This is a genomic window from Pseudomonas sp. P108, from assembly GCF_032613195.1.
In the GTDB taxonomy this organism is placed as follows: domain Bacteria; phylum Pseudomonadota; class Gammaproteobacteria; order Pseudomonadales; family Pseudomonadaceae; genus Aquipseudomonas.
Genome location: NZ_CP126691.1, coordinates 4,461,904 through 4,482,568, shown reverse-complemented (window position 1 = coordinate 4,482,568; position 20,665 = coordinate 4,461,904). Strand labels below are relative to the sequence as shown.

General features: G+C 60.3%; 18 protein-coding genes and 2 pseudogenes. 12 read left to right on the top strand and 8 right to left on the bottom strand.

All coding sequences use genetic code 11. From position 1 onward, the window contains the following. The first annotated feature begins 6 nt into the window (after positions 1–6). The 6 genes and pseudogenes from QOM10_RS19630 to QOM10_RS19605 all read left to right on the top strand — a co-directional run bounded on the left by QOM10_RS19630 (position 7) and on the right by QOM10_RS19605 (position 5,540). A complete protein-coding gene (locus tag QOM10_RS19630) occupies positions 7–222 on the top strand; it encodes a hypothetical protein (protein WP_150776455.1) in 216 nt (71 codons plus the stop codon). An 82-nt stretch (positions 223–304) separates the two neighbouring features. Continuing rightward, positions 305–568, top strand: a complete 264-nt coding sequence (locus QOM10_RS19625; protein ID WP_102900435.1) for a PAAR domain-containing protein — start codon at positions 305–307, stop codon at positions 566–568. Positions 569–699: 131 nt separating this feature from the next. After that, a pseudogene (locus tag QOM10_RS19620) lies at positions 700–1,099 on the top strand (IS3 family transposase); the annotation flags it as partial. A 353-nt stretch (positions 1,100–1,452) separates the two neighbouring features. Beyond that, positions 1,453–1,944 carry a sigma-70 family RNA polymerase sigma factor gene (locus tag QOM10_RS19615; RefSeq protein WP_127929085.1) on the top strand — a complete coding sequence of 164 codons (492 nt, stop codon included), beginning with the start codon at positions 1,453–1,455 and terminating at the stop codon, positions 1,942–1,944. A gap of 88 nt (positions 1,945–2,032) precedes the next feature. After that, positions 2,033–3,016 (top strand): FecR family protein, encoded by a 984-nt coding sequence (locus QOM10_RS19610; protein ID WP_316916798.1) that lies wholly within the window; start codon positions 2,033–2,035, stop codon positions 3,014–3,016. 97 nt (positions 3,017–3,113) lie between these two features. Next, complete coding sequence (locus QOM10_RS19605; RefSeq protein ID WP_160041127.1) at positions 3,114–5,540, top strand: TonB-dependent siderophore receptor; 2,427 nt, start codon at positions 3,114–3,116, stop codon at positions 5,538–5,540. An 85-nt stretch (positions 5,541–5,625) separates the two neighbouring features. On the opposite strand, the gene QOM10_RS19600 is transcribed toward QOM10_RS19605, so the two are convergent. Continuing rightward, entirely contained in the window at positions 5,626–6,777 is a 1,152-nt protein-coding gene (locus tag QOM10_RS19600) for an MFS transporter (protein WP_316916797.1), read from the bottom strand. A gap of 283 nt (positions 6,778–7,060) precedes the next feature. Here QOM10_RS19600 and QOM10_RS19595 point away from each other — a divergent pair, with 283 nt between their 5' ends. Then, positions 7,061–8,041: a diaminopimelate epimerase gene (locus tag QOM10_RS19595; protein ID WP_316916796.1), complete on the top strand. Its 981-nt coding sequence runs from the start codon at positions 7,061–7,063 to the stop codon at positions 8,039–8,041. A 191-nt stretch (positions 8,042–8,232) separates the two neighbouring features. Here the strand turns inward: QOM10_RS19595 and codA are convergent, their stop codons facing one another. From codA to QOM10_RS19570, 5 genes are all read right to left on the bottom strand, one after another. Continuing rightward, a complete protein-coding gene (codA, locus tag QOM10_RS19590; RefSeq protein ID WP_316916795.1) occupies positions 8,233–9,480 on the bottom strand; it encodes a cytosine deaminase in 1,248 nt (415 codons plus the stop codon). A gap of 15 nt (positions 9,481–9,495) precedes the next feature. Beyond that, entirely contained in the window at positions 9,496–10,767 is a 1,272-nt protein-coding gene (codB, locus tag QOM10_RS19585; protein ID WP_316916794.1) for a cytosine permease, read from the bottom strand. Between the two features lie 285 nt (positions 10,768–11,052). Beyond that, positions 11,053–11,871: an alpha/beta hydrolase gene (locus tag QOM10_RS19580; RefSeq protein WP_316916793.1), complete on the bottom strand. Its 819-nt coding sequence runs from the start codon at positions 11,869–11,871 to the stop codon at positions 11,053–11,055. 212 nt (positions 11,872–12,083) lie between these two features. Continuing rightward, positions 12,084–12,440 (bottom strand): 6-carboxytetrahydropterin synthase QueD, encoded by a 357-nt coding sequence (gene queD, locus QOM10_RS19575; protein ID WP_007915588.1) that lies wholly within the window; start codon positions 12,438–12,440, stop codon positions 12,084–12,086. An 85-nt stretch (positions 12,441–12,525) separates the two neighbouring features. After that, the gene (locus QOM10_RS19570) at positions 12,526–13,605 is read right to left on the bottom strand and encodes a patatin-like phospholipase family protein (RefSeq protein ID WP_316916792.1); all 1,080 of its coding nucleotides are present in this window, start codon (positions 13,603–13,605) and stop codon (positions 12,526–12,528) included. A 242-nt stretch (positions 13,606–13,847) separates the two neighbouring features. Here QOM10_RS19570 and QOM10_RS19565 point away from each other — a divergent pair, with 242 nt between their 5' ends. Genes QOM10_RS19565 through QOM10_RS19550 form a run of 4 tightly spaced genes read left to right on the top strand, consistent with a single transcriptional unit; the run spans position 13,848 to position 16,449 of the window. Then, positions 13,848–14,156, top strand: coding sequence for a PepSY domain-containing protein (locus tag QOM10_RS19565; protein ID WP_316916791.1), 309 nt, complete (start codon positions 13,848–13,850; stop codon positions 14,154–14,156). Next, positions 14,156–14,467 carry a PepSY domain-containing protein gene (locus QOM10_RS19560; RefSeq protein ID WP_316916790.1) on the top strand — a complete coding sequence of 104 codons (312 nt, stop codon included), beginning with the start codon at positions 14,156–14,158 and terminating at the stop codon, positions 14,465–14,467. Before QOM10_RS19565 ends, QOM10_RS19560 begins: the two co-directional genes overlap by 1 nt. 3 nt (positions 14,468–14,470) lie before the next feature. Continuing rightward, positions 14,471–15,139 (top strand): response regulator transcription factor, encoded by a 669-nt coding sequence (locus QOM10_RS19555; RefSeq protein WP_316916789.1) that lies wholly within the window; start codon positions 14,471–14,473, stop codon positions 15,137–15,139. Further along, complete coding sequence (locus QOM10_RS19550; protein ID WP_127929075.1) at positions 15,136–16,449, top strand: sensor histidine kinase; 1,314 nt, start codon at positions 15,136–15,138, stop codon at positions 16,447–16,449. The genes QOM10_RS19555 and QOM10_RS19550 overlap by 4 nt, the downstream gene beginning before the upstream one ends. Positions 16,450–16,745: 296 nt before the next feature. On the opposite strand, the gene QOM10_RS31350 is transcribed toward QOM10_RS19550, so the two are convergent. Both QOM10_RS31350 and QOM10_RS31345 read right to left on the bottom strand, forming a co-directional pair. Next, a complete protein-coding gene (locus tag QOM10_RS31350; RefSeq protein ID WP_371044236.1) occupies positions 16,746–17,501 on the bottom strand; it encodes a methyl-accepting chemotaxis protein in 756 nt (251 codons plus the stop codon). Positions 17,502–17,603: 102 nt separating this feature from the next. Next, positions 17,604–17,750 (bottom strand): annotated as a pseudogene (locus QOM10_RS31345) (HAMP domain-containing protein); the annotation flags it as partial. A 1,528-nt stretch (positions 17,751–19,278) separates the two neighbouring features. Between QOM10_RS31345 and QOM10_RS19540 the strand changes: the two are divergent. Beyond that, positions 19,279–20,595 carry a Na+/H+ antiporter family protein gene (locus QOM10_RS19540; RefSeq protein ID WP_095121127.1) on the top strand — a complete coding sequence of 439 codons (1,317 nt, stop codon included), beginning with the start codon at positions 19,279–19,281 and terminating at the stop codon, positions 20,593–20,595. The last annotated feature ends 70 nt before the right edge of the window (positions 20,596–20,665 follow it).

Here is a 20,665-nt window from a genome sequence, read left to right as displayed (position 1 = left end):
ACTGATATGCAATGTCCAACTTGTGGCGAGTACGGCGATCTGGCCATCGTTAAAGTGAAAAAAACAGGCGAAGAAGTCCTCGTCTGTACCGAGTGCGATTCACTGTGGAAAACAGTTGAGGCGGAGCCTCTCGGCGAAACATTTCTGGACGTCTCCGACTTCCTGACAGAGCGTAATCTTGAGCCGGATTGGGACGAGCTCGAGCTAGTGCGCAGGGTCTGACGAGGGACTGCTGAATACGAGTCGCCAGCTCGTCGACCGTGCTGATGGCTTGAGCCATCTGACAAGTCAAAGGAGTGACAACATGAAAGACGCTATTCGCTTGGGCGACTCCACCACTCACGGTGGAAAGGTCCTCGAAGCGTTCTCCCGGACCGACCTCAACGGCAAGCCGATTGCCGGGGTCGGTCACAAGGTGAGTTGCCCACTTTGCAAGGGTGTTTTCCCTATTGCTGAAGGCAGCAGCACCTACACCGTTGATGGCACGCCCATCGCTCTAGACGGTATGAAAACCGCTTGTGGTGCTGCGCTGATTGCAAGCGGCCCGAAAGGCGCAGTGATCAGTTGATCATCTGATTTCATCTTTGGCCCCATTGCCTCGGTATGCGACTAACTGTCTCATTCCGAGTTGGCAATGCAGTGGTCTAATGAAACCGGACACCCATTCAGGCGAGAATGCTCGCCAGATAGAGGTGTCTGATGACCAAACAACGTCGTTCCTTTTCCGTTGAATTCAAACGCGAGGCCGCAGGCCTCGTGCTCGATCAAGGCTATAGCCATACCGAAGCAAGCCGTTCGCTTGGAGTGCTCGAGTCCGCGTTGCGCAGTCTTTGATGTCACTCGTTCGTGTGACTACGCCCACCGCCTCAGGCGAAATCCCGACGTTGAGCGGCTTCGGTTGCGCAGCCGGGTTAACGAACTGTTTACGCAAAGTCGAAGCGCCGCCGGTAGCCGCAGCATCGTGTCGATGATGCAAGAAGACGGCGAGCAAATGGGGCGGTTCAAGGTGCGAGGCCTGATGCGGGAACTGGAGTTGGTCAGCAAACAACCTGGATTACATGCCTACAAACAAGCGACGGTTGAGCGGCCTGACATTCCGGCAGATTTTTATTAAGTGTTTATCGATAGGGAAATGCGCAGTGCACACACCTATTCGTTACTCATCCAAGTAGCCGTTCAGGTTAGATGGTTCGTTTTTTAGGTCATCGGTTATGTTGAATCCCCTTTCCAGCACGCCGCAGGAGCATGCTTTCGCATGTTTTTTTGCATTTCGGTAATAGGATTTCGATAGAAAAAACAATTATTTAGCGAATCTGTATGGATCATTTATTTGCCATTTTTGTAATTTTTCTTGAAACACTACATCGTCGGTACGGCAAGGAATGCATTGCCTTGCCTTAATACGAAGCATTACTATTCACGCCCTTTTCTCAGCACGCCGCCCAAACCCCCATGCGTCCCCGCAGACCCGGCTTTTTCGAGCATTACGAAGAGTTGATCGGCACCTGGACTCGCCGTCTGCGCAATCGCGCGCAGGCCGAGGATCTGGCGCACGACACCTTTGTGCGGGTCCTTGAGTCCGATTCGGCGGCGGTGCAGCAGCCACGGGCGTATTTGCACCAGACCGCGCGCAATATTGCGGTCGACGGTTATCGGCGTGAGGATCGGCGCGGCGCCATGGAGTCGCAGGCCCTTGATCACAGTGAGTCGTCGTCCGGCGACCCGGAGCATTACATGCATGCGATCCAGTTGGCCGACTCTATTGAACGAGCGCTCGCCGAGCTGCCGGTCAACTGCCGCAAGATCTTCGTCTGGCAGAAGATCGAAGGCCTGACCCAGGCGGAAATCGCCGAACGCCTCGGGCTGTCCAAGAACATGGTCGAAAAGTATATGATCCGCACCCTGCGGCATCTGCGTGATCGACTGGACGGATTGCAATCGTGAATGTGCGTCATGGCAAAAAGATCGCAGCCTTCGGCAGCTCCTACAGGGGGCTGTGTGTCTTTATATTCCCGGCCAGACAGGACATTCCATGATGGATACTCGTGATTGCGCGTGCGGGCAAACAACGGTGCGCGATGACGCGGCTCGCTGGTTTGTGCGTTTGCAGGAGCCGGTCATTGATGCCGACGAGCAACAGCGCTTCGACGCCTGGCTGAATGAACATTCGCAGCACCGTGACGAATTCCAGTTGCTCCAGGGCTTGTGGTCGGCCGCCGATCTGCTCCCGGCGCCGCGCCTCAAAGCCCTCGTTGAAACACCGCCAACCCGCCGCGAACGCCGTCCGTTGTTGCGTTATGCCGTGGCCGCGAGTGTGCTGGCGGTCGCGCTCGGCCTGGGACTGTTCAGTGGTTTGAATCATCCGGGTGGCTACAGCGCCGAGTTCGCCACGGCGCTGGGCGAACGTAAACATGTGGCACTGCCGGACGGTTCGGTGATCGATCTGAACAGCCGCAGCCGCTTGCAGGTGCGCTATGAACAGGATCGTCGCGTCATCGAGCTGACCGAAGGCGAAGCGATGTTCAGCGTTGAACACGACATCTCGCGACCGTTCGTGGTTGAGACCGGCAATGGCAAAGTCACGGTCACCGGCACGCGTTTCGATGTGCGCCGCGACGTCACGCAAACCCGCGTGGCGGTGGAGCAGGGCACGGTGAAAGTACAGGGGCGTGATGCAGCGGATGATCAGTTCATCAACCTGACAGCGGGCCTCGGCACTCACGTCGATGCGCAAGGCAAAGTCGCCGCAGCCTATGCAGTCAACCCGACGCAACTGACGGCGTGGCGCAGCGGCAAACTGGTCTTCAATAATGCCCGCCTCAGTGAAGTCGCAGCCGAAGTGTCGCGTTATCGCGACAAACCGTTGACCGTCGCCAACCCGGCCGTGGCCAGTCTGCGCCTGACCAGCGTGTTCAAATCCGACAACACCGACGCCTTGCTCAAAGCCTTGCCGAGCATCCTCCCGGTGGCCGTTCGCACCCTTGCGGATGGCAGTCAGGAAATAATCGCAAAATAAAATTCAGGTTTTTTTCGAGTTCATCGTCTTCCTGTCAACTGCAACTGGTTTGCATTAACAGCCGCACACTCTTGCGATCCACAGGACTACGTACGACGTGAAAAACACCCCTGCCAACAACAAAAAATCCCCTTGGCTGCCGCTGGCCCTTGCGCTGGCGGTCAACGCAGCCATGCCACTGGCGTTCGCCGGTGAAGCCATTCATATCCGTGCGCAGCCATTGGGCCAGGCCCTCAGCGAACTGGGCCAGCAGACGTCGCTGCAAGTGTTTTTCAGCCCGGACCTGGTCGCCGGCAAACAGGCGCCGGCAGTCGACGGTGATATCTCGCCGGAGCAGGCGTTGCGCCAATTGCTGCAGGGCAGCGGTCTGGATTACCAGATCAACGAAGGTTCGGTGACCCTGTCGCCAGCGGCAACTTCCGCCGCCAACAATGGCCCGCTCGAACTGGGCGTGACCGACATCAAGGTGGTCGGCGACTGGCTCGGCGACGCCAACGCCGCGGTGGTACAGAACCACCCAGGTGCGCGCACGGTGATCCGCCGCGAAGCGATGGTCGAGCAGGGCGCGATGAACGTCAGCGACGTGCTCAAGCGTGTGCCGGGCGTGCAGGTGCAGGATTCCAACGGCACTGGCGGCAGCGATATTTCCCTCAACGTCGGCGTGCGCGGCCTGACTTCACGTCTGTCGCCGCGCTCCACGGTGTTGATCGATGGGGTGCCGGCAGCGTTTGCCCCGTACGGCCAGCCGCAACTGTCGATGGCACCGATTTCCTCGGGCAACCTCGACAGCATTGACGTGGTCCGTGGCGCTGGCTCTGTGCGTTACGGGCCGCAGAACGTTGGCGGCGTGATCAACTTCGTCACCCGCGCAATTCCGGAAAAAGCCACCGGTGAAATCGGCACTACCCTGGAAACCACTCAGTACGGTGGCTGGAAACACATCGACACCGCGTTCCTCGGCGGCACCGCCGACAACGGCATGGGCGTGGCGTTGCTGTATTCCGGCGTCAACGGTAACGGCTACCGCGAGCGCAACAATGGCAACGACATCGACGACGTGCTGCTCAAGACTCACTGGGCACCGACCGATCAGGACGATTTCAGTCTCAACTTTCACTACTACGACGCCACGGCGGACATGCCCGGCGGTCTGACGCAAAAGCAGTACGACGACAAACCGTATGACTCGGTGCGTGACTACGACCAGTTCACCGGTCGGCGCAAAGACGTGTCGTTCAAATGGATCCGTCAGATCGACGAACGCACCCAGGCGGAAATCCTCACCTATTACACCGACAGTTTCCGTGGCAGCACCATCGCCGCCCGCGATCAGAAAACCCTCAGCTCTTACCCGCGTTCGTATTACACGCTGGGCATCGAGCCACGGGTGTCGCGGGTATTCGATGTCGGCCCGACCACCCAGGAAGTCAGCGTCGGTTACCGTTACTTGAAAGAGGCGATGCACGAATCGTCGAGCCGTGTGGCGCTGGTCAACAATCAGCCGGTGCTCACGCCGACCTCCGACGGCCATGTGTTCCAGGACCGCACGGGCGGCACCGAGGCCAACTCGGTCTACCTCGACAACAAAATCGACGTCGGCAACTGGACCATCACCCCTGGCATTCGCTTTGAACATATCAGCACCGACTGGCATGACCGCGCGGTGCTCGACACGGCCGGCAAACCGGTGCAGGCGAAAAACCGCAGCATCGAAAGCAACGAACCGCTGCCGGCGCTGAGCGTGATGTATCACCTGTCGGACGCGTGGAAACTGTTCGCCAACTACGAAACCTCGTTTGGCAGCCTGCAGTATTTCCAGCTCGGCCAAGGTGGTTCGGGTGATCAGACCGCCAATGGTCTGGAGCCGGAAAAGGCCAAGACCTACGAGATCGGCACACGCTACAACGACGATGTGTGGGGCGGGGAAGTGACGCTGTTCTACATCGACTTCGACGACGAACTGCAATACATCAGCAACGACGTGGGTTGGACCAACCTTGGCGCGACCAAGCACCAAGGCATCGAAGCGTCGGTGCACTACGACATGGCGGCACTGGATCCACGCCTCGATGGCTTGACCGCCAATGCTGGTTTCACTTACACCCGTGCGACTTATGAGGGCGAGATTCCGGGCTTCAAGGGGCGTGATCTGCCGTTCTATTCGCGGCAGGTGGCGACCGTCGGTTTGCGTTACGACATCAACCGCTGGACCTACAACCTCGACGGTTTCGCCCAGTCGAAACAGCGCTCGCCGGGTACCGGTGTGAATGCCGATGGCAGTTTCAACGGCAACTACATCACCGAAGGCACGGCGGACGGGCAGTACGGCGACATTCCGGGTTACGTGACCTGGAACGTGCGTGGGGGTTATGACTTCGGGCCGCAGGTGTCGAACCTGAAGCTGGGCGCCGGGGTGAAAAACGTCTTCGACAAGCAGTACTTCACCCGCTCCAGCGACAACAACTCGGGGATGTATGTGGGCGCGCCGCGTACGTTCTTTGTGCAGGCTAGCGTCGGTTTTTGATAAACCGCGGCGCCTTCTTCGCGAGCAGGCTCGCTCCCACATGGATCACTGAAATCCTGTGGGAGCGAGCCTGCTCGCGAAGCTTTTAGACTTTAAGGACTTTGCCGCCAATGGCCACCGCCACCAACAACACCGCCATCAAGCCAAAGGCAAAACTCAGACTGCTGGCATGCGCCACAAAGCCGATCACCGCCGGCCCTGCCAGAATCCCTGCATAACCCAGCGTGGTAATGGCCGGTACGGCGATGCTCTCCGGCATCACCGTCTGCTTGCCCACCGCCGTGTACAGCACCGGCACGATGTTCGAACAACCCGCACCGACCAGCGCATAACCGAACAGCGCCGCTTCCCAGCTCGGCGCAAATGTCGCCAGAAACAAACCGGCCGCTGCCAACAGACCACCAAACAGAATAATCCGCGTTGCACCGACGATCCGCACAATCCGGTCACCCATCAAACGCCCAGCCGTCATGGTCAGTGCAAACGCTGCATAACCCAACCCCGCATACGCCGTGTCGATCCCGCGTTCCTGCGCCAGAAACACTGCGCTCCAGTCCAGCGCCGCGCCTTCGGTCAGGAACACGATGAAGCACATCCCGCCGATAAACAGCACGATCCCGTGAGGGATGGCGAACGCCGGGCCGGAGCTTTCACTGCCGTAAGGCAACATGTGCGGCACGCACTTGAACAATGCCGCGATCAGCACGACGACCACTACCAGCATGGCGGTCAGAGGCGTCAAACCCAGGCCGAGCAAGGCACTGACACCCGCCGCGCCGACAATCCCGCCCAGACTGAACAAACCGTGGAAACCCGACATCATGTTCTTGCCGCTGGCGCGTTCGACGATCACTGCTTGCAGGTTCACCGTCGAATCCACCGTGCCCAGGCCGGCGCCGAACATGAACAGTGTGGCGATCAACGCCGGTATCGACGACACCGTCGCCAGTAACGGCAGCGCCGCGCAGATCAACAAGGTGCCACCGGTGGCGACGCGCCGGCAGCCGAAGCGCGTGGCCAGAATCCCCGCCAGCGGCATCGCCAGAATCGAACCGACGCCGAGGCACAACAGCAGCAACCCCAACGTGCCTTCATCGAGTCCGGCGCGGGCCTTGGCGTACGGCACCAAGGGCGCCCACGCGGCGATGCCGAGTCCGGCGATGAAAAAGGCGATGCGCGTGGACATCTGTTGCAGGCGTCCGGGGACGAAGGTGTCTTGAGGGTTGAGGCTGGTCATATCGATCCTTGGCAAAAAACTTCGCGTCCCCCGAAGGACAGTGATTCAGCGATGAGGTTCGATCGCGGGTGTTCGGGGATGTGCAGACGACATCCTAACCTGTGGGAACAGAGACTCACCAATAAGCGGTCATGCACATCCCCCTGTGGGAGCGAGCCTGCTCGCGAAGGCGGAGTGTCAGCTGAAAAATATATCGACTGACACACTGCATTCGCGAGGAGGCTCGCTCCCACAAGGGATTGCGTTTTACAGTGGCCTTCTTCGGTGACAGGGGCAAACACGGATGACGCAATTCTACGATGCACGCGGCAATATTTATGGCGTGGTTTCTCCGCAAGCGCTGCGCTCAGAGGGCATTGCCTTGCCCGCCAGCGCCACCGAATGCGCCTCGTCGCGTCAGTCCTGGAGCGCAGCGGCAATCAAACTCTGCTGCGACTGGCCCGAAGGCCAACGTCCGGCGAACAGCAAATCCCACCGCAGCGATGGCCTGCTGATCGGCCCGTTCCAGACGTCCGCGCCGTTCGACGTATTGATCGTCAACACCGACGGCACGCTCGCCGAGCGCAGTGGCAATGGCCTGACGATTTTCTCGCAGGCACTGACCGAGCAAGGATTGATGCCGGAGGAGGGCGCCTTGTTACGCGTGCATCATGACAGGGGCAACGCGGTGGAAACCTCAGTAAAACCGGCTGTTGTCGAAGGCGTTCAAGGCTTCTGGCTCGATCTCGGCCAACCCGGTTTCGGGCCGGATGCCGTCGCTGCGCAGACGGTTCAGGGCATTGAGTTCAACACTCGAGACGTGAGCCACGTCCACCCCTTGGCACAACTTGATCCCGACTGGGCGCACAGCCAATTCGTACGCATTGGCAATCCGCATTGCGTCACGCTGCTCGGTGATGCAGCGGCGTTGCCAAGCAATGAACAGATGCGTGAATCGCCACTGAACGAAGGCCTGACCCAAATTGCCTACGCCACACCCGTCGGTGCCGGTGATCCATGCCCGGCAGGCGTCAATCTGCAATGGGCCGTGCTGGAGTCACCGCAGAGGGTCCTCGCCCGGGTGTTCGAGCGTGGCGAAGGGCCGACGGCCTCATCCGGCACCAGCGCCAGTGCCGTGGCATCGGCGGCGTGGCGGGTGGGTTGGGTTGTGGCCGGAGAAGTGCAGGTGGTCATGCCCGGCGGTACGGCGCCGATTTTGCTCGAAGCAGCAGACGGTGAATTGCTGAGGGTCAGATTGTTCGGTACGGCGCGGTTGATGGGCTGAATTCAAACACGCCATCGCTGGCAAGCCCGGCTCCCACAGGGTTTTGTGTTGAATACAAATATCATGTTCAAACACCGAACCCAGTGGGAGCGAGCCTGCTCGCGAAAGCGCTATGTCTGAGGCGGTGATGCCGGATCTGCCAACCTCTTCGCGAGCAGGCTCGCTCCCACATTGGATTTACGGGGCGCCTCTCAGCTCAGCTCACCACTGAATTCCACCACCGGCATCTGCCGCTTCATCAACACCTTGCCGCCGCGAATCGAATACAACGGCAAGCCCTGACTGCGGATCACCTCGTAATCGCTGTCCGCCGACAGAATCAACAGATTCGCCGGACGCCCCTGTTCCAGGCCATATCGCTCACCCAGGTGCATGGCTTTGGCGCTGTTATCCGTGACCAGATCCAGTGCACTTTGCAGGTTACGGTAACCGAGCATGTGGCAGATGTGCAGTCCGGCTTCGAGCACGCGGAGGATGTTGCCGTTGCCCAGCGGATACCACGGATCGACAATGGAATCCTGACCGAAACACACGTTCATCCCGGCTTCGAGCAATTCATTCACGCGGGTCACGCCCCGGCGTTTCGGGAAGTTGTCGAAGCGCCCTTGCAAGTGAATGCTTTCGGTCGGGCAGGAGACAAAACTGATCCCGGAATGGCCGAGCAGACGAAACAGTTTCGCGCAGTAGGCGTTGTCGTAGGAGCCCATAGCCGTGGTGTGGCTGGCGGTGACGAGAGCGCCCATGTCGCGGCTGCGCGCCTCTTCGGCGAGCACTTCGAGGAAGCGCGAATGCGGGTCGTCGGTCTCGTCGCAATGCACGTCGACCAGGCAACCGGTGCGCTCGGCCAGGTCCATCAGAAACTTCACCGAACTGACACCCTGATCGCGGGTGTACTCGAAATGCGGAATCCCGCCGACGACGTCCGCGCCCATGCGGATCGCTTCCTCCATCAACTCGCGGCCGTTGCGGAACGACTCGATGCCTTCTTGCGGGAACGCGACGATTTGCAGATCGATCAGGTGACGGCTTTCCTCGCGCACCTCAAGCATGGCTTTGAGTGCGGTGAGTTGCGGGTCGGTGACATCGACGTGGGTGCGCACGTGCTGAATGCCGTGCGCTGCCAGCGTCTGAATGGTTTTCTTGGCGCGGGTCTTGGTGTCTTCTTCGGTGATGGTGACCTTGCGCTCGCCCCAGCATTCGATGCCTTCGAACAGCGTGCCGCTCATGTTCCAGCGCGGCTCGCCGGCGGTGAGGGTGGCGTCGAGGTGAATGTGCGGTTCGACGAAGGGCGGCACCACCAGGTTGCCGCCGGCGTCGAGGTCATCCGGGCCGAGGGTGGGCGCTTCGGTCTGCCGGGCGATGCTGCGGATCAGGCCGTCTTCAAGGTGCAATTCGTGCAAACCTTCCTGGTTGCGCAAACGGGCGTTGATGATGTGCATCAGGCGAATCCTTTTTTATAAGTCTTGTAGTGGCGCGCTCGCGCTGCGAGCGCCGAGCACGCCGGTGACGATGACATACGTTAGCGCGGCAGCGGCGATCCCTACCAGCGGCGCGACCCACGGCGAGCTGAACGCGGCGACAGTGCCGACCGCATAGGCCCCGAGCCCCGGCCAGTTGAACGCCGGCAACCGTGCGTCGGCCAGACGCGGATAGTGCCCGCGCCAGCGGTAGAAAAAGTCCGCCATGATCACCCCGCCAATCGGTGGAATCACCGTGCCGAGCAGAATCAGATAGGGCACCAGCATGTCGTACATGCCCAGCAGCGCGAGCAGAGTGCCGATCACCGCACCGGCGAGGGTCACGGTTTTGCGTCGGCCGGTGCGCAGCAGGTTGCAACCAGCGACGGCGAAGTTGTAGATGGTGTTGTCCTGAGTGCTCCAGATGTTCAGCAACAGCATGGCCATCGCCGCCATGGCGAATCCTTGCAACAGCAGCACTTCAACCACGTCCGGTTGCTGATAGACGATGGCGCCGTACGCGCCGATCAACACCATCAGACCGTTGCCGATGAAAAATCCGATCAGGCTGGCCAGCACCGCGACCCGCGCCGAACGCGAGAAACGTGTCCAGTTGGTCGCCTGCGTGGCGCCGCTGACGAAGGTGCCGAACACCAGGGTGATTGCGGTCGACCAGTCCAGCGAACCGCTCGGCACCACGCTGAGCAAACCTTCGAAGCCGCCGACTTTTACCGTTGCCACCCACATCGACAGCATCAGCAGCAACATCATCGCCGGCACAGCGATGTACGACAGAATCTCCAGTCCGCGATAGCCGACATAGGCCGTGGCGCAGAACACCAGACCGAACAACACCATCAGCCCGAGCACCGTGCCTTCGTCGAGATCGAAGTATTTGCCGAGCACCACCGCTGCAGTCGCGGTGCCCCAGGCGTACCAGCCGATCTGGGTGAAACCGAGGATCAGGTCGCTGAGCTTGCTGCCGACTTCGCCGAAGCAGAAACGCCCCATCAACACCGAGTTGAGGCCGCTCTTGAAAGCGATGTAACCCAGGCCCGCCGCATACAGACCCAGCAACAGATTGCCGACGATGATCACCGCCATCATCTCGCCGAAGCTGAACGCCACACCGAGCTTGCCGCCGGCAAACATGGTCGCGGTGAAAAACGTGAAGCCTAGTAACACCATCGCCGTGGAGGCCAGGCCTTTGCGCGCATGCATGGGGACTTCGCTGAGGGGGTAATCGTTGCCGGGATCGTTCTGCGTCATGGGGCGGTCCTTGCTGGAATAGAGGAGACGCGGGGGAGGGTTGCAGCGGTCGTGCCAAATGCCGGGTGGCGCGGGTTATGTATAGACGAGTCGCGCGGATTGGCGCGAAAGCGGTGCACCTGAATACACCCAAGCCCAATGTGGGAGCGAGCCTGCTCGCGAAGGCGTTCTGGTAGATCGTTCCCACGCTCTGCGTGGGAATGCAGCCCGGGACGCTCCGCGTCCCACTCCAAAGCCGAACGCGGAGCGTCCGTTGAGGCATTCCCACGCAGAGCGTGGGAACGATCAAGGTGAGAGAAATCGCAGCAGGGCAGCGACGATGGCTTCGGGGGCGTCTTCCTGGACGAGGTGGCCGGCGTTGGCAATCGGGTGGAATTGTGATCCCGGGATCATTTGATGTAACGCTCGGCCACGTTCGATGGGAATCCACTGATCCTCTTCGCCCCAGAGAATCTGTACCGGACAGCGGATCGTCGGGTACAAACTTTCGGCCTCACGGGTATAGCGCTCGTCCATCTGCGCAATCTGCCGATAGAACGCCGCTTGCCCGGGATCGCCGAGCCATGGCTGCACGTAGGGTGCGAGTTCGTCGTCGGGGATATCGCGGTGAATCGCCCCGCGAATATAGGTCGGCACGATGGCGCGCTGGATGTAGTCGGGCAGGCCGCTGAAGGCCGCTTCATGCTGACGCACATGCTGCACGAATGGCGAACCCCACGGCGTCAGCGCCACCGGGTCGATCAGGGTCAGGCTGCGGTAATCCTTGCCGTTGAGCAGATGCGCGCGCAGCACGGTGGCGCCGCCGAAGTCGTGGGCCACCACGTCCGGGCGTTGCAGATTCCAGTGATCGAGCAGTTGGGCCAACAGTTGGTTCTGCACACCGAGAGAGACGTCGGCGTCGGGTTGTTCGGAGCGTCCATAACCCAGCAGGTCGAAGTAATGCACGCGATGCGTGGCGAAAAAGTGCGGCGCGATCCGATGCCACACGTATGACGAAAACGGCGTGCCATGCACGAACACCAGCGGCGGGCCATCGCCGCGCACGGCGTAACGAATATGGTGCCCGTTGAAGTCAAAGACCTGATCCAGCAGCCAGTCCGTCATGGGCCTGTCCTCTTGGCGGGTGGGAGCCAAAAAGCATAGGCGTAAAAAAACAGCCGTGAAGGCTGTTTATTCATTCACTGACACGCCGCTTATCCCTGTGGGAGCGAGCTTGCTCGCGAAGGCATTGTGTCAGTCAATATTTATTTCACTGGCAAACCGCATTCGCGAGCAAGCTCGCTCCCACAGGGTTATGCAGTGATTTCTGGATCGGATTACTCACCGCGATAGATGCAACCGCTGGTGCAGGTCTCGTGAATACGGATCGCGCTCAGTTCCGGCAGCAACGGCTTCATTTCATTCCAGATGAATTTGGCGAGTACTTCGCTGGTCGGGTTTTCCAGACCGGGAATGTCGTTCAGGTAGTTGTGATCGAGACGCTCGTACAGCGGCTTGAAGATCGCTTTGATTTCGGAGAAATCACGGATCCAGCCGGTGTGCGGATCGAGGTCGCCGCTGAGGTGAAGCGCCACTTTGAACGAGTGACCGTGCAGACGCCCGCACTTGTGGCCGTCCGGGACGTGCGGCAGGCGGTGGGCGGATTCGAAGGTAAACTCTTTGAAGATTTCCACGGTATTTTTGGCTCTGTTCAGATGGCGTTCGCCGCAGCGATTCGGGCAGGCGGCGAGTTTACCAGCTTGTGTTTGGCCGTGCTGACTAAAGGGTCAGCAAGCGCTCGGCGAGGCGACCATTGGCAGTCAGTTCAAGGAATTCATCGCCAAGGCGACGGCTCTCGTCCATCGCCGCGTGCCAGTATTTCTGCCGGCCCGGCGCATCGCCCATGAAGCGTTTGAAGTCATTCCGGTCGGGCAGTTTGCCGTAGGGCAGGCGCGCCAGATATTCCTTGGATGGCGCGAGCAACAGCACGTCCTGCAAGCGTTCCACTGAGGCCTTGCGCCATGGCAGGGTCTTGTCGAACCAGCCCGGAATCACCCGATCGGTGAAGTGCGGATAGAGCACGATGCCGTCGCCGCTGTACGGCAGGTCGAGGTGATAATCGAGCAGACCGCCATCGCGGAAAGTGCCGGCGCCAGCACCCGGCAAGTCGCGCACGCCTTCCATGACCATCGGGATCGAACCCGAAGCCAGCAGCGCTTGGCGCAGATTACCGGCATTCAGCGCGACGAAGCGCGACGGGAAATCGTTCAGCGCATTGACCGGCGGGGCGAGGCGCGGGTCGTGGATGATCAGCCGTTCGAAGTGCCGCGACAGCCGCGCGCGACCGCGCAGGTTGTCGGCAATCACCGAGCCCAGTGCCAGACCGAGGCGCCCGCGATGGTCATCGGCCAGACGTCCCTGACTTTTCACCACCATGATGTTCAAGCGGTAATGCGCGTTGTCGAGGATGCTCGCGTCGTGGCCGTCGAGCAGGTCGTTGAGCATGCGCTGCGAGCTCTGACTGATCTCGGCCATGGTCACGCCTTTGTTGAAGTTCTGCTCGGCGTACAACTGACCGAGGCGCCGGATGCCTTCGGCGGCGTCCGGCAGACACGCGCTGGCGAAGCGCCAGGAACCGACCGAGGCGCCGATCAGCGAGCGCTCACGCGGTGCGCTCGGCAGCCATTCGCCGAACAACGCCAGATCCAGCCCCTGAATCCCCAACGCCTTCGGCCCACCGGCAGCACCGGGCAGGGTGCCGACGTCGGCAGCGTTCAGGCCTTGCGCACGAATACGCGCCATGGCGCGCGGGCCGGCCTTGAGGGTGAGGGCGGGGAATTTGATGTGGATGGCGGTCATACCGGTCTCGATCGTTAGCAAGCGAACAATTATAAGCACATGTTGCAAAATCCTGTAGGAGCTGCCGCAGGCTGCGATCTTTTGATTTTGTTTTTAAAAGACAAGATCAAAAGATCGCAGCCTGCGGCAGCTCCTACACGGGGGCATGTGTTGAGCTGGAGCAATGATGGCAATTCAGTTTCAGTTAAGTTCATCCCGCTAAGGTGCCCACCGTAAGCAACACATAAAAATACGGAGACCCCATGAAAACCCTGACTGCCCTGTCCATTGCTTCGATCATCGGCTTCACTGCCAGCCTCGCCCACGCCCGCGATCTCGGTCCTGACGAAGCCCTGCGTCTGCGCGACGCTGGTACTATCGTCTCCTTCGAGAAGCTCAACGCCGCCGCGCTGGCCAAACATCCGGGTTCGACGATCACCGACACCGAGCTGGAAGAGCAGTACGGCAAGTACATCTACCAGATCGAAATGCGTGATCCGCAGGGGCTGGAGTGGGATCTGGAATTAGACGCGGTGACTGGGCAGGTTCTCAAGGATCATCAGGATACGTAATGAAGGTTAATGTTCGCACCACCCGCCGCTCGGTGTTGGCGCTGGTGCTGTTTTGCTCGACGGCCATGGCCCGCGACCTCGGTCCGGATGAAGCCTTGAATCTGCGCAAGCAGGGCGTGATCCTGCCGCTGGAGCAAGTGCTGCAGCAGGCGATGGATCGCTATCCCGGCGCAAAACTGCTGGAAGTCGAGCTGGAAGAAAAACACGACGTCTACATTTATGAAGTCGAGCTGCTGACCGTCGAAGGTGTCGCCCGTGAGCTGCACTTGAAGGCCGATACCGGCGAACTTGTGAAAGACAAGGAAGATTGATCGATGCGTTTGCTATTGGTGGAAGACCACGTACCGCTGGCCGACGAACTGCTCGTCGGCCTGCAACGCCAGGGTTACGCGGTGGATTGGCTGGCGGACGGTCGTGATGCGTTGTATCAGGGCAGCAGCGAGCCGTATGACCTGATCATTCTCGACCTCGGCCTGCCCGGTGTGCCGGGGCTTGAGGTGCTGGCGCAGTGGCGTGCCGGCGGCCTGGCGATTCCGGTGCTGATTCTCACAGCGCGCGATTCCTGGGCCGAGCGCATCGAAGGCCTGAAGGCCGGTGCCGATGATTACCTGACCAAACCGTTTCACCCCGAAGAGTTGCAGTTGCGCATTCAATCGCTGTTGCGCCGCTCCAAGGGCCAGTCCAATCAACCGACCTTGCAGGCTGCGGGGCTGCATCTGGATGAAGGCCGTCAGTGCGTGGTGCGCGATGGCGCCGACATTCAACTGACCGCTGCGGAATTCCGCCTGCTGCGCTATTTCATGCTGCACCCGGAACAGATCCTCTCCAAAAGCCACCTCGCCGAACACCTCTACGACGGTGAAACCGAACGTGACTCCAACGTCCTCGAAGTGCACGTCAATCACCTGCGCCGCAAGCTCGGCAAAAGCGTGATCGAAACCCGTCGCGGCCAGGGTTACCTGTTCGGCGGGCAAGCTTCGTGAGGTCGATCCAGCGCCGCTTGAGCCTGGGGTTGATCAGTGTGATGGTGATCGTCGGCGTGGTGCTGGCGCAAACCAGTCTGTGGTTGTTCGAAGTGGGTTTGCAGCGCTATCTCGAAGCGGGTCTGCGCAACGACAGCGAAAGTCTGCTGGTGGCATTGGTGCGCGGACCGCAAGGCTTGCAACTGGATGAGCGGCATCTGTCGCCGGCCTATCAGCGACCGTTTTCCGGGCATTATTTCCGTATCGATTTTGCCGACAGCCATTGGCGCTCGCGTTCGTTGTGGGATCAGGATCTGCCGTTGCTCGACCATCCCGGGCTGCACAGCAATCTGCAACTGGGCCCGGACGGTCAGCAGTTGCTGGTGCTGCGCTCGGATTATCGACGCTTGGGCCAGTCGATTTCGATCAGCGTCGCGCAGGATTACACGCCGGTGCGCGAGAGCTTTCAGCGCATGCGTCAGATCGGCCTCGGCCTTGGGCTGGCGGCGTTGCTGTTGATTCTGTTCTTGCAGCGCTTGACCGTGCGCCGCGCGTTGAAACCGCTGGAAAGGGCTCGCGAACAGATCGCGCAATTGCAGCAAGGCCAGCGTTCGCAACTCGATGATCAGGTGCCGGTGGAGCTGGAACCGCTGGTGGCGCAGATCAACCATTTGCTGGCGCACACCGAAGACAGCCTCAAGCGCTCGCGCAATGCCTTGGGCAATCTCGGGCACGCCTTGAAAACGCCGCTGGCGGTGTTGTTGAGCCTGGCGTCCAGTGAAAAACTCGATGCTCATCCTGAGTTGCGCAAGGTGCTTAAGGAACAGTTGGAGCAGGTGCAGCAACGGCTCAATCGAGAGTTGAACCGTGCGCGGCTGTCCGGGGATGCGTTGCCGGGCGCGCTGTTTGATTGCGACGCGGAACTGCCGGGGTTGCTCGCTACGTTGAACATGATTCACGGCGAGCATCTGGCGTTGAGTTATGTCGCGCCGGCGGGGTTGCAGTTGCCGTGGGATCGAGAGGATTTGCTCGAATTGCTCGGCAATCTTTTGGACAACGCCTGCAAATGGGCGGATGCCGAGGTGCGTCTGAGTGTGATCGAACGTACGGATGGCTTTGCCTTGAGCGTGGAAGATGACGGCCCGGGGATTCCCGAAGAACAGCGCGCTCAGGTATTCAGTCGTGGCACGCGGCTGGATGAACAGACCCACGGGCATGGCTTGGGATTGGGGATTGTGCGCGACATCGTCGACACTTGGGGCGGGTTGCTGGTGTTGGGCGAGAGTGAGTGGGGCGGGTTGAAGGTGGTGATCGAGTTGCCTCGGCGGTGAGCCTTTTAGAAGCCCCTCACCCTAGCCCTCTCCCGGAGGGAGAGGGGACTGACCGCGTTGTTTGGGAGAGGTACGCCGACGTGAGATACCGAGTCGAGCTCAGGGTTTGAAAGCATCCTCGTGATCTGAAATACCGAGCCGAACTCAGAATTTGAAAGCATCCTCGTGATCTGAAATATGGAGTCGAACTCAGGTTTTGAATGACATGGAGATCGGCTCCCTTTCCCCCTCGCCCCCCTTGGGGGGAGAGGGCTGGGGTGAGGGGGGAATCCAACTGACACCCCACAACCTTCGAATCACACCCGAAACTGATCCATCAAACTCTGCTGCTGATTCGCCAGGCTATTGAGCGACTGACTCACCCGCGCCGACTCATTCGCCTGCCCGGACAGCGACTCGGTGACATCGCGAATCGTCGCCACGTTGTTGTTGATCTCCTCGGCCACCGCACTCTGCTCCTCAGCGGCGCTGGCAATCTGCAGGTTCATGTCGCTGATCACCGTCACCGCATCGCCGATCTGGCGCAGCGCGGTCACCGCTTGGCCAACCTGTTCGACACTGCCCTGAGCCTGACGATGGCTGTTGCCCATCGACCCGACCACATCCTGCGTACCGCTCTGCAACTGCTCGATGACCTGACGGGTCTCTTCCACCGATTCCTGTGTGCGGCGGGCGAGGTTGCGTACCTCATCAGCGACCACGGCAAAACCACGGCCGGCCTCACCGGCACGGGCCGCTTCGATCGCGGCGTTGAGCGCCAGCAAATTGGTTTGTTCAGCAATGGCGCGGATGGTTTCCAGCACGGCGCCGATTTTCTCGCTGTTGGCCGCCAGACCTTCGACTTGCACCATCGCCGCGCTCATGTCGGCGGCGAGGGTGTCGATGCTGGCAGTAGTGCGGTCGATCACGGTCAGGCCCTGACGGGTAGCGCGATCAGCATCCTTGGCCGCTTCGGCAGCCTGTGCGGCGCTGCGGGCGACGTCTTGCGCGGTGGCGCTCATTTCGTGGGAGGCGGTGGCGACCTGATCGACCTGACGGTATTGCTGTTCCATACCGGCGCTGGTCTGGGTGGCAATGGCCGAGGATTGGTCGGCGGTGTTGCGCGCGTCCTGCACCGAGCGTTTCACTTCGGCGATGATCGGCTGCAACTTGTCGAGGAACTTGTTGAACCAGCCGGCCAGCTGACCGAGTTCGTCCTTTTTGTCGTAGGCCAAGCGACGGGTCAGATCACCTTCGCCGCTGGCGATGTCTTCGAGCATGTGCGCCACGCCGAGGATCGGCTTGGTCACGCTGCGTGCCATCAGCCACACCAGTAGCAGGCCGATCAACGCGGCCAATACGCCCAGGCTCAATTCGATCAGCGTGCCGGAAGTGTTGCTGGCATCCAGTTGTTGCTTGAGCGCTTCGGCACGGCTGACCAGCACTTTCTCTGGCACATCGAGCAAGACGCCCCACGCCGGGCCGCCGGGAATCGGCGGGAACGGCGACAGCACTTTCAACTGACCTTTGCTGTGCAGGCTGCTCACGCTGGAAGTGGACGCGAGTTTGCTCAGCAGTTCGGCGCCGCTGATCGTGTCCACGGCATCCAGACGCTGGCTGAGTTTGCCGGCATCCGGGCTGTAACCGGCGAGCAGGCCGGCGGGGCTGATAATGCTCACGGCGGTCTGGCCGTCATAGAGCTTCTTGCTCGCGCCTTGACTGATCGCTTGCAGGCTGTTGAGGTTGATGTCGACCGACAGCGAGGCGATGACTTTACCGTTGACCATCAGCGGGAAGACGATGCTGGTCATCAGCACCTTCTGCCCGTCGATCACATAGAAGTACGGTTCGATCACGCACGGCTTGAGCGTGGCGCGTGGGCAGGTGAACCAGGCGTTGGCCGCCTGACCGCTGGGGCCGGTGCTGGTGTCGGCCATGTCGCTTTCCGGCAGGGCCATCGAGGTGACTTTGCCTGGGGTCGGTTGCGACCAGTACAGGGCGAAGCGGCCCTTGTCGTTGCTGCCCAGTTCAGCCTGACCTGCGAACAGTTCATCCTTGCCGTCCAGTGCGTTGGCTTCGAACACCAGCGACAGGCCGAGCAGCTCCGGGTTGGCTTGCAACGCCGATTTGACCTGACGGGTCATGTCTTCACGCAGATCGAAAGCATCGAGAAAACGCTTCTCGGCCTGCTCGCGCAGGAACAAAACCTGGCGCGAGAAACCGTGGCCGTACTGATAGGCGTCCATGAACTGCTGGCGGATGCCGGCAGCCTGCACTTCGCCTTGCGACTCGATGCGCGCTTGCGCCGACTCGGTGAGCATTTCCATGCTCGAAGCTTTCACCAGTGCAGAACTGTGCTCCATGCGATACAGCGAAAGACCGACCAACAGGGTCACGATACCGGCCAGGCAGAGGCCGGCGAGCAGGGTGATTTTCCATTGGATGGAAAGTTGTCTGAGCGACATGGAGACGTCCTTATTCGATAAATATCTGAGACTTTGCACTGTAACGGCCGCGTTTCGGCATTCTTTATCCTTGAAACACAATATGACCAATTGCCGCATCCGGGGGCTGGAAACCCTGTTCTTGATCGTTCCCACGCGCAGCAAAGGAATGCAGCCCGAGACGCTCCGCGTCCCAAAGCGGACGCAGAGCGTCGATTGAGGCGTTACCACGCAGAGCGTGGGAACGATCACTGGAGGCGGTGTCGGCTTTGACAAGGGAAGTTCGCTGCGGCACAGTGCGCGCCCTTCTAATAAGACCCTCTTTGCAAATCCGCCAATCAAACGCTGGCGGACTCATTCTGTCTGGCGGTCGGTTTTCCACCGCAGTGTTTTTCGAGGAAGTGAAATGAATGCAGTCATAGCGGCAGTCGGCGTCATGCTGATTCTCAGCCTGTCCCGCGTGCACGTAGTGATCGCCTTGATCGTTGGCGCGCTGGTCGGCGGCCTGACCGGTGGTCTGGGCATCGATGCCACGCTCAAGGCGTTCAACAGCGGCCTGGGCGGCGGGGCGACGGTGGCGTTGTCCTACGCGTTGCTCGGCGCTTTCGCCGTGGCGATTGCCAAGTCGGGCCTGGCCCACGCTCTGGCTGACAAGGCGCTGGCGATGGTTGATCGCCAGCATGCGACCGGCGGTGGCAGCGTCAAATGGCTGCTGATCGGCTTGCTGTGGGTCGTGGCGATCGCTTCGCAGAACATCCTGCCGATCCACATCGCGTTCATTCCGCTGCTGGTGCCGCCACTTCTCTATGTATTGACCAAGTTACAACTCGACCGCCGCCTGATCGCCTGCGTCATGACCTTCGGTCTGATCACCCCGTACATGTTCCTCCCGGTAGGTTTCGGTAACATTTTTCTCAATGAGATTTTGTTGGCGAATGTTGCGCGCAGCGGCGTAGACATCAGCGGCATCAATGTCACCCACGCCATGGGCATTCCGGCGCTGGGCATGTTGGTGGGCCTGGGCATTGCGTTTATCAGTTATCGCAAAAAACGCGTTTACGACCTGGCGAAGATCGAGCAGGTTGAACAGGTCGCGGTGCAGTACAACCCGCTCAGCCTGATGATTGCCGGTGTGGCGATTGCCGCCGCGTTCATTATTCAGTTGTTGCTGGACTCGATGATTATCGGGGCGCTGGCTGGCTTCCTGATCTTCTCGGCGTCCGGCATCGTCAAGTGGCGTGAGACCGACGATCTGTTCACCGAAGGCATGAAGATGATGGCGATGATCGGCTTCATCATGATCGCGTCTTCCGGTTTCGGCGAAGTGATCAAGGCTACCGGCGAAGTGCAGACGCTGGTGCAAACGTCGGCGGCGTGGATCGATCACAGCAAGGGCATCGGTGCCTTGATGATGTTGCTGGTGGGGTTGCTGGTGACCATGGGCATTGGCTCATCCTTCTCGACCGTACCGATTCTGGCGGTGATTTTCGTGCCGCTGTGCGTGCAACTGGGCTTCAGCCCGATCGCTATTGTGTGCATCGTTGGTACCGCCGGCGCGCTGGGCGATGCCGGTTCGCCAGCCTCGGATTCGACTCTCGGTCCGACCTCCGGTCTGAACATCGACGGCCAGCATCACCACATCTGGGACACCGTGGTGCCGACGTTCCTGCACTACAACCTGCCGCTGCTGGCGTTCGGCTGGGTGGCCGCGATGGTCCTCTGAACCCCGCCGGTGATCGTTCCCACGCTCTGCGTGGGAATGCCTCTTGTGACGCTCTGCGTCACGTTGTTGG

Excerpts from the sequence above, each read along its gene's own strand:
- QOM10_RS19630 (WP_150776455.1), top strand. The coding sequence starts at position 7 with ATGCAATGTCCAACTTGTGGCGAGTACGGCGATCTGGCCATCGTTAAA.
- QOM10_RS19625 (WP_102900435.1), top strand. The coding sequence starts at position 305 with ATGAAAGACGCTATTCGCTTGGGCGACTCCACCACTCACGGTGGAAAG.
- QOM10_RS19615 (WP_127929085.1), top strand. The coding sequence starts at position 1,453 with ATGCGTCCCCGCAGACCCGGCTTTTTCGAGCATTACGAAGAGTTGATC.
- QOM10_RS19610 (WP_316916798.1), top strand. The coding sequence starts at position 2,033 with ATGATGGATACTCGTGATTGCGCGTGCGGGCAAACAACGGTGCGCGAT.
- QOM10_RS19600 (WP_316916797.1), bottom strand. The coding sequence starts at position 6,777 with ATGACCAGCCTCAACCCTCAAGACACCTTCGTCCCCGGACGCCTGCAA.
- QOM10_RS19595 (WP_316916796.1), top strand. The coding sequence starts at position 7,061 with ATGACGCAATTCTACGATGCACGCGGCAATATTTATGGCGTGGTTTCT.
- codA (WP_316916795.1), bottom strand. The coding sequence starts at position 9,480 with ATGCACATCATCAACGCCCGTTTGCGCAACCAGGAAGGTTTGCACGAA.
- codB (WP_316916794.1), bottom strand. The coding sequence starts at position 10,767 with ATGACGCAGAACGATCCCGGCAACGATTACCCCCTCAGCGAAGTCCCC.
- QOM10_RS19580 (WP_316916793.1), bottom strand. The coding sequence starts at position 11,871 with ATGACGGACTGGCTGCTGGATCAGGTCTTTGACTTCAACGGGCACCAT.
- QOM10_RS19570 (WP_316916792.1), bottom strand. The coding sequence starts at position 13,605 with ATGACCGCCATCCACATCAAATTCCCCGCCCTCACCCTCAAGGCCGGC.
- QOM10_RS19565 (WP_316916791.1), top strand. The coding sequence starts at position 13,848 with ATGAAAACCCTGACTGCCCTGTCCATTGCTTCGATCATCGGCTTCACT.
- QOM10_RS19560 (WP_316916790.1), top strand. The coding sequence starts at position 14,156 with ATGAAGGTTAATGTTCGCACCACCCGCCGCTCGGTGTTGGCGCTGGTG.
- QOM10_RS19555 (WP_316916789.1), top strand. The coding sequence starts at position 14,471 with ATGCGTTTGCTATTGGTGGAAGACCACGTACCGCTGGCCGACGAACTG.
- QOM10_RS31350 (WP_371044236.1), bottom strand. The coding sequence starts at position 17,501 with ATGGAACAGCAATACCGTCAGGTCGATCAGGTCGCCACCGCCTCCCAC.
- QOM10_RS19540 (WP_095121127.1), top strand. The coding sequence starts at position 19,279 with ATGAATGCAGTCATAGCGGCAGTCGGCGTCATGCTGATTCTCAGCCTG.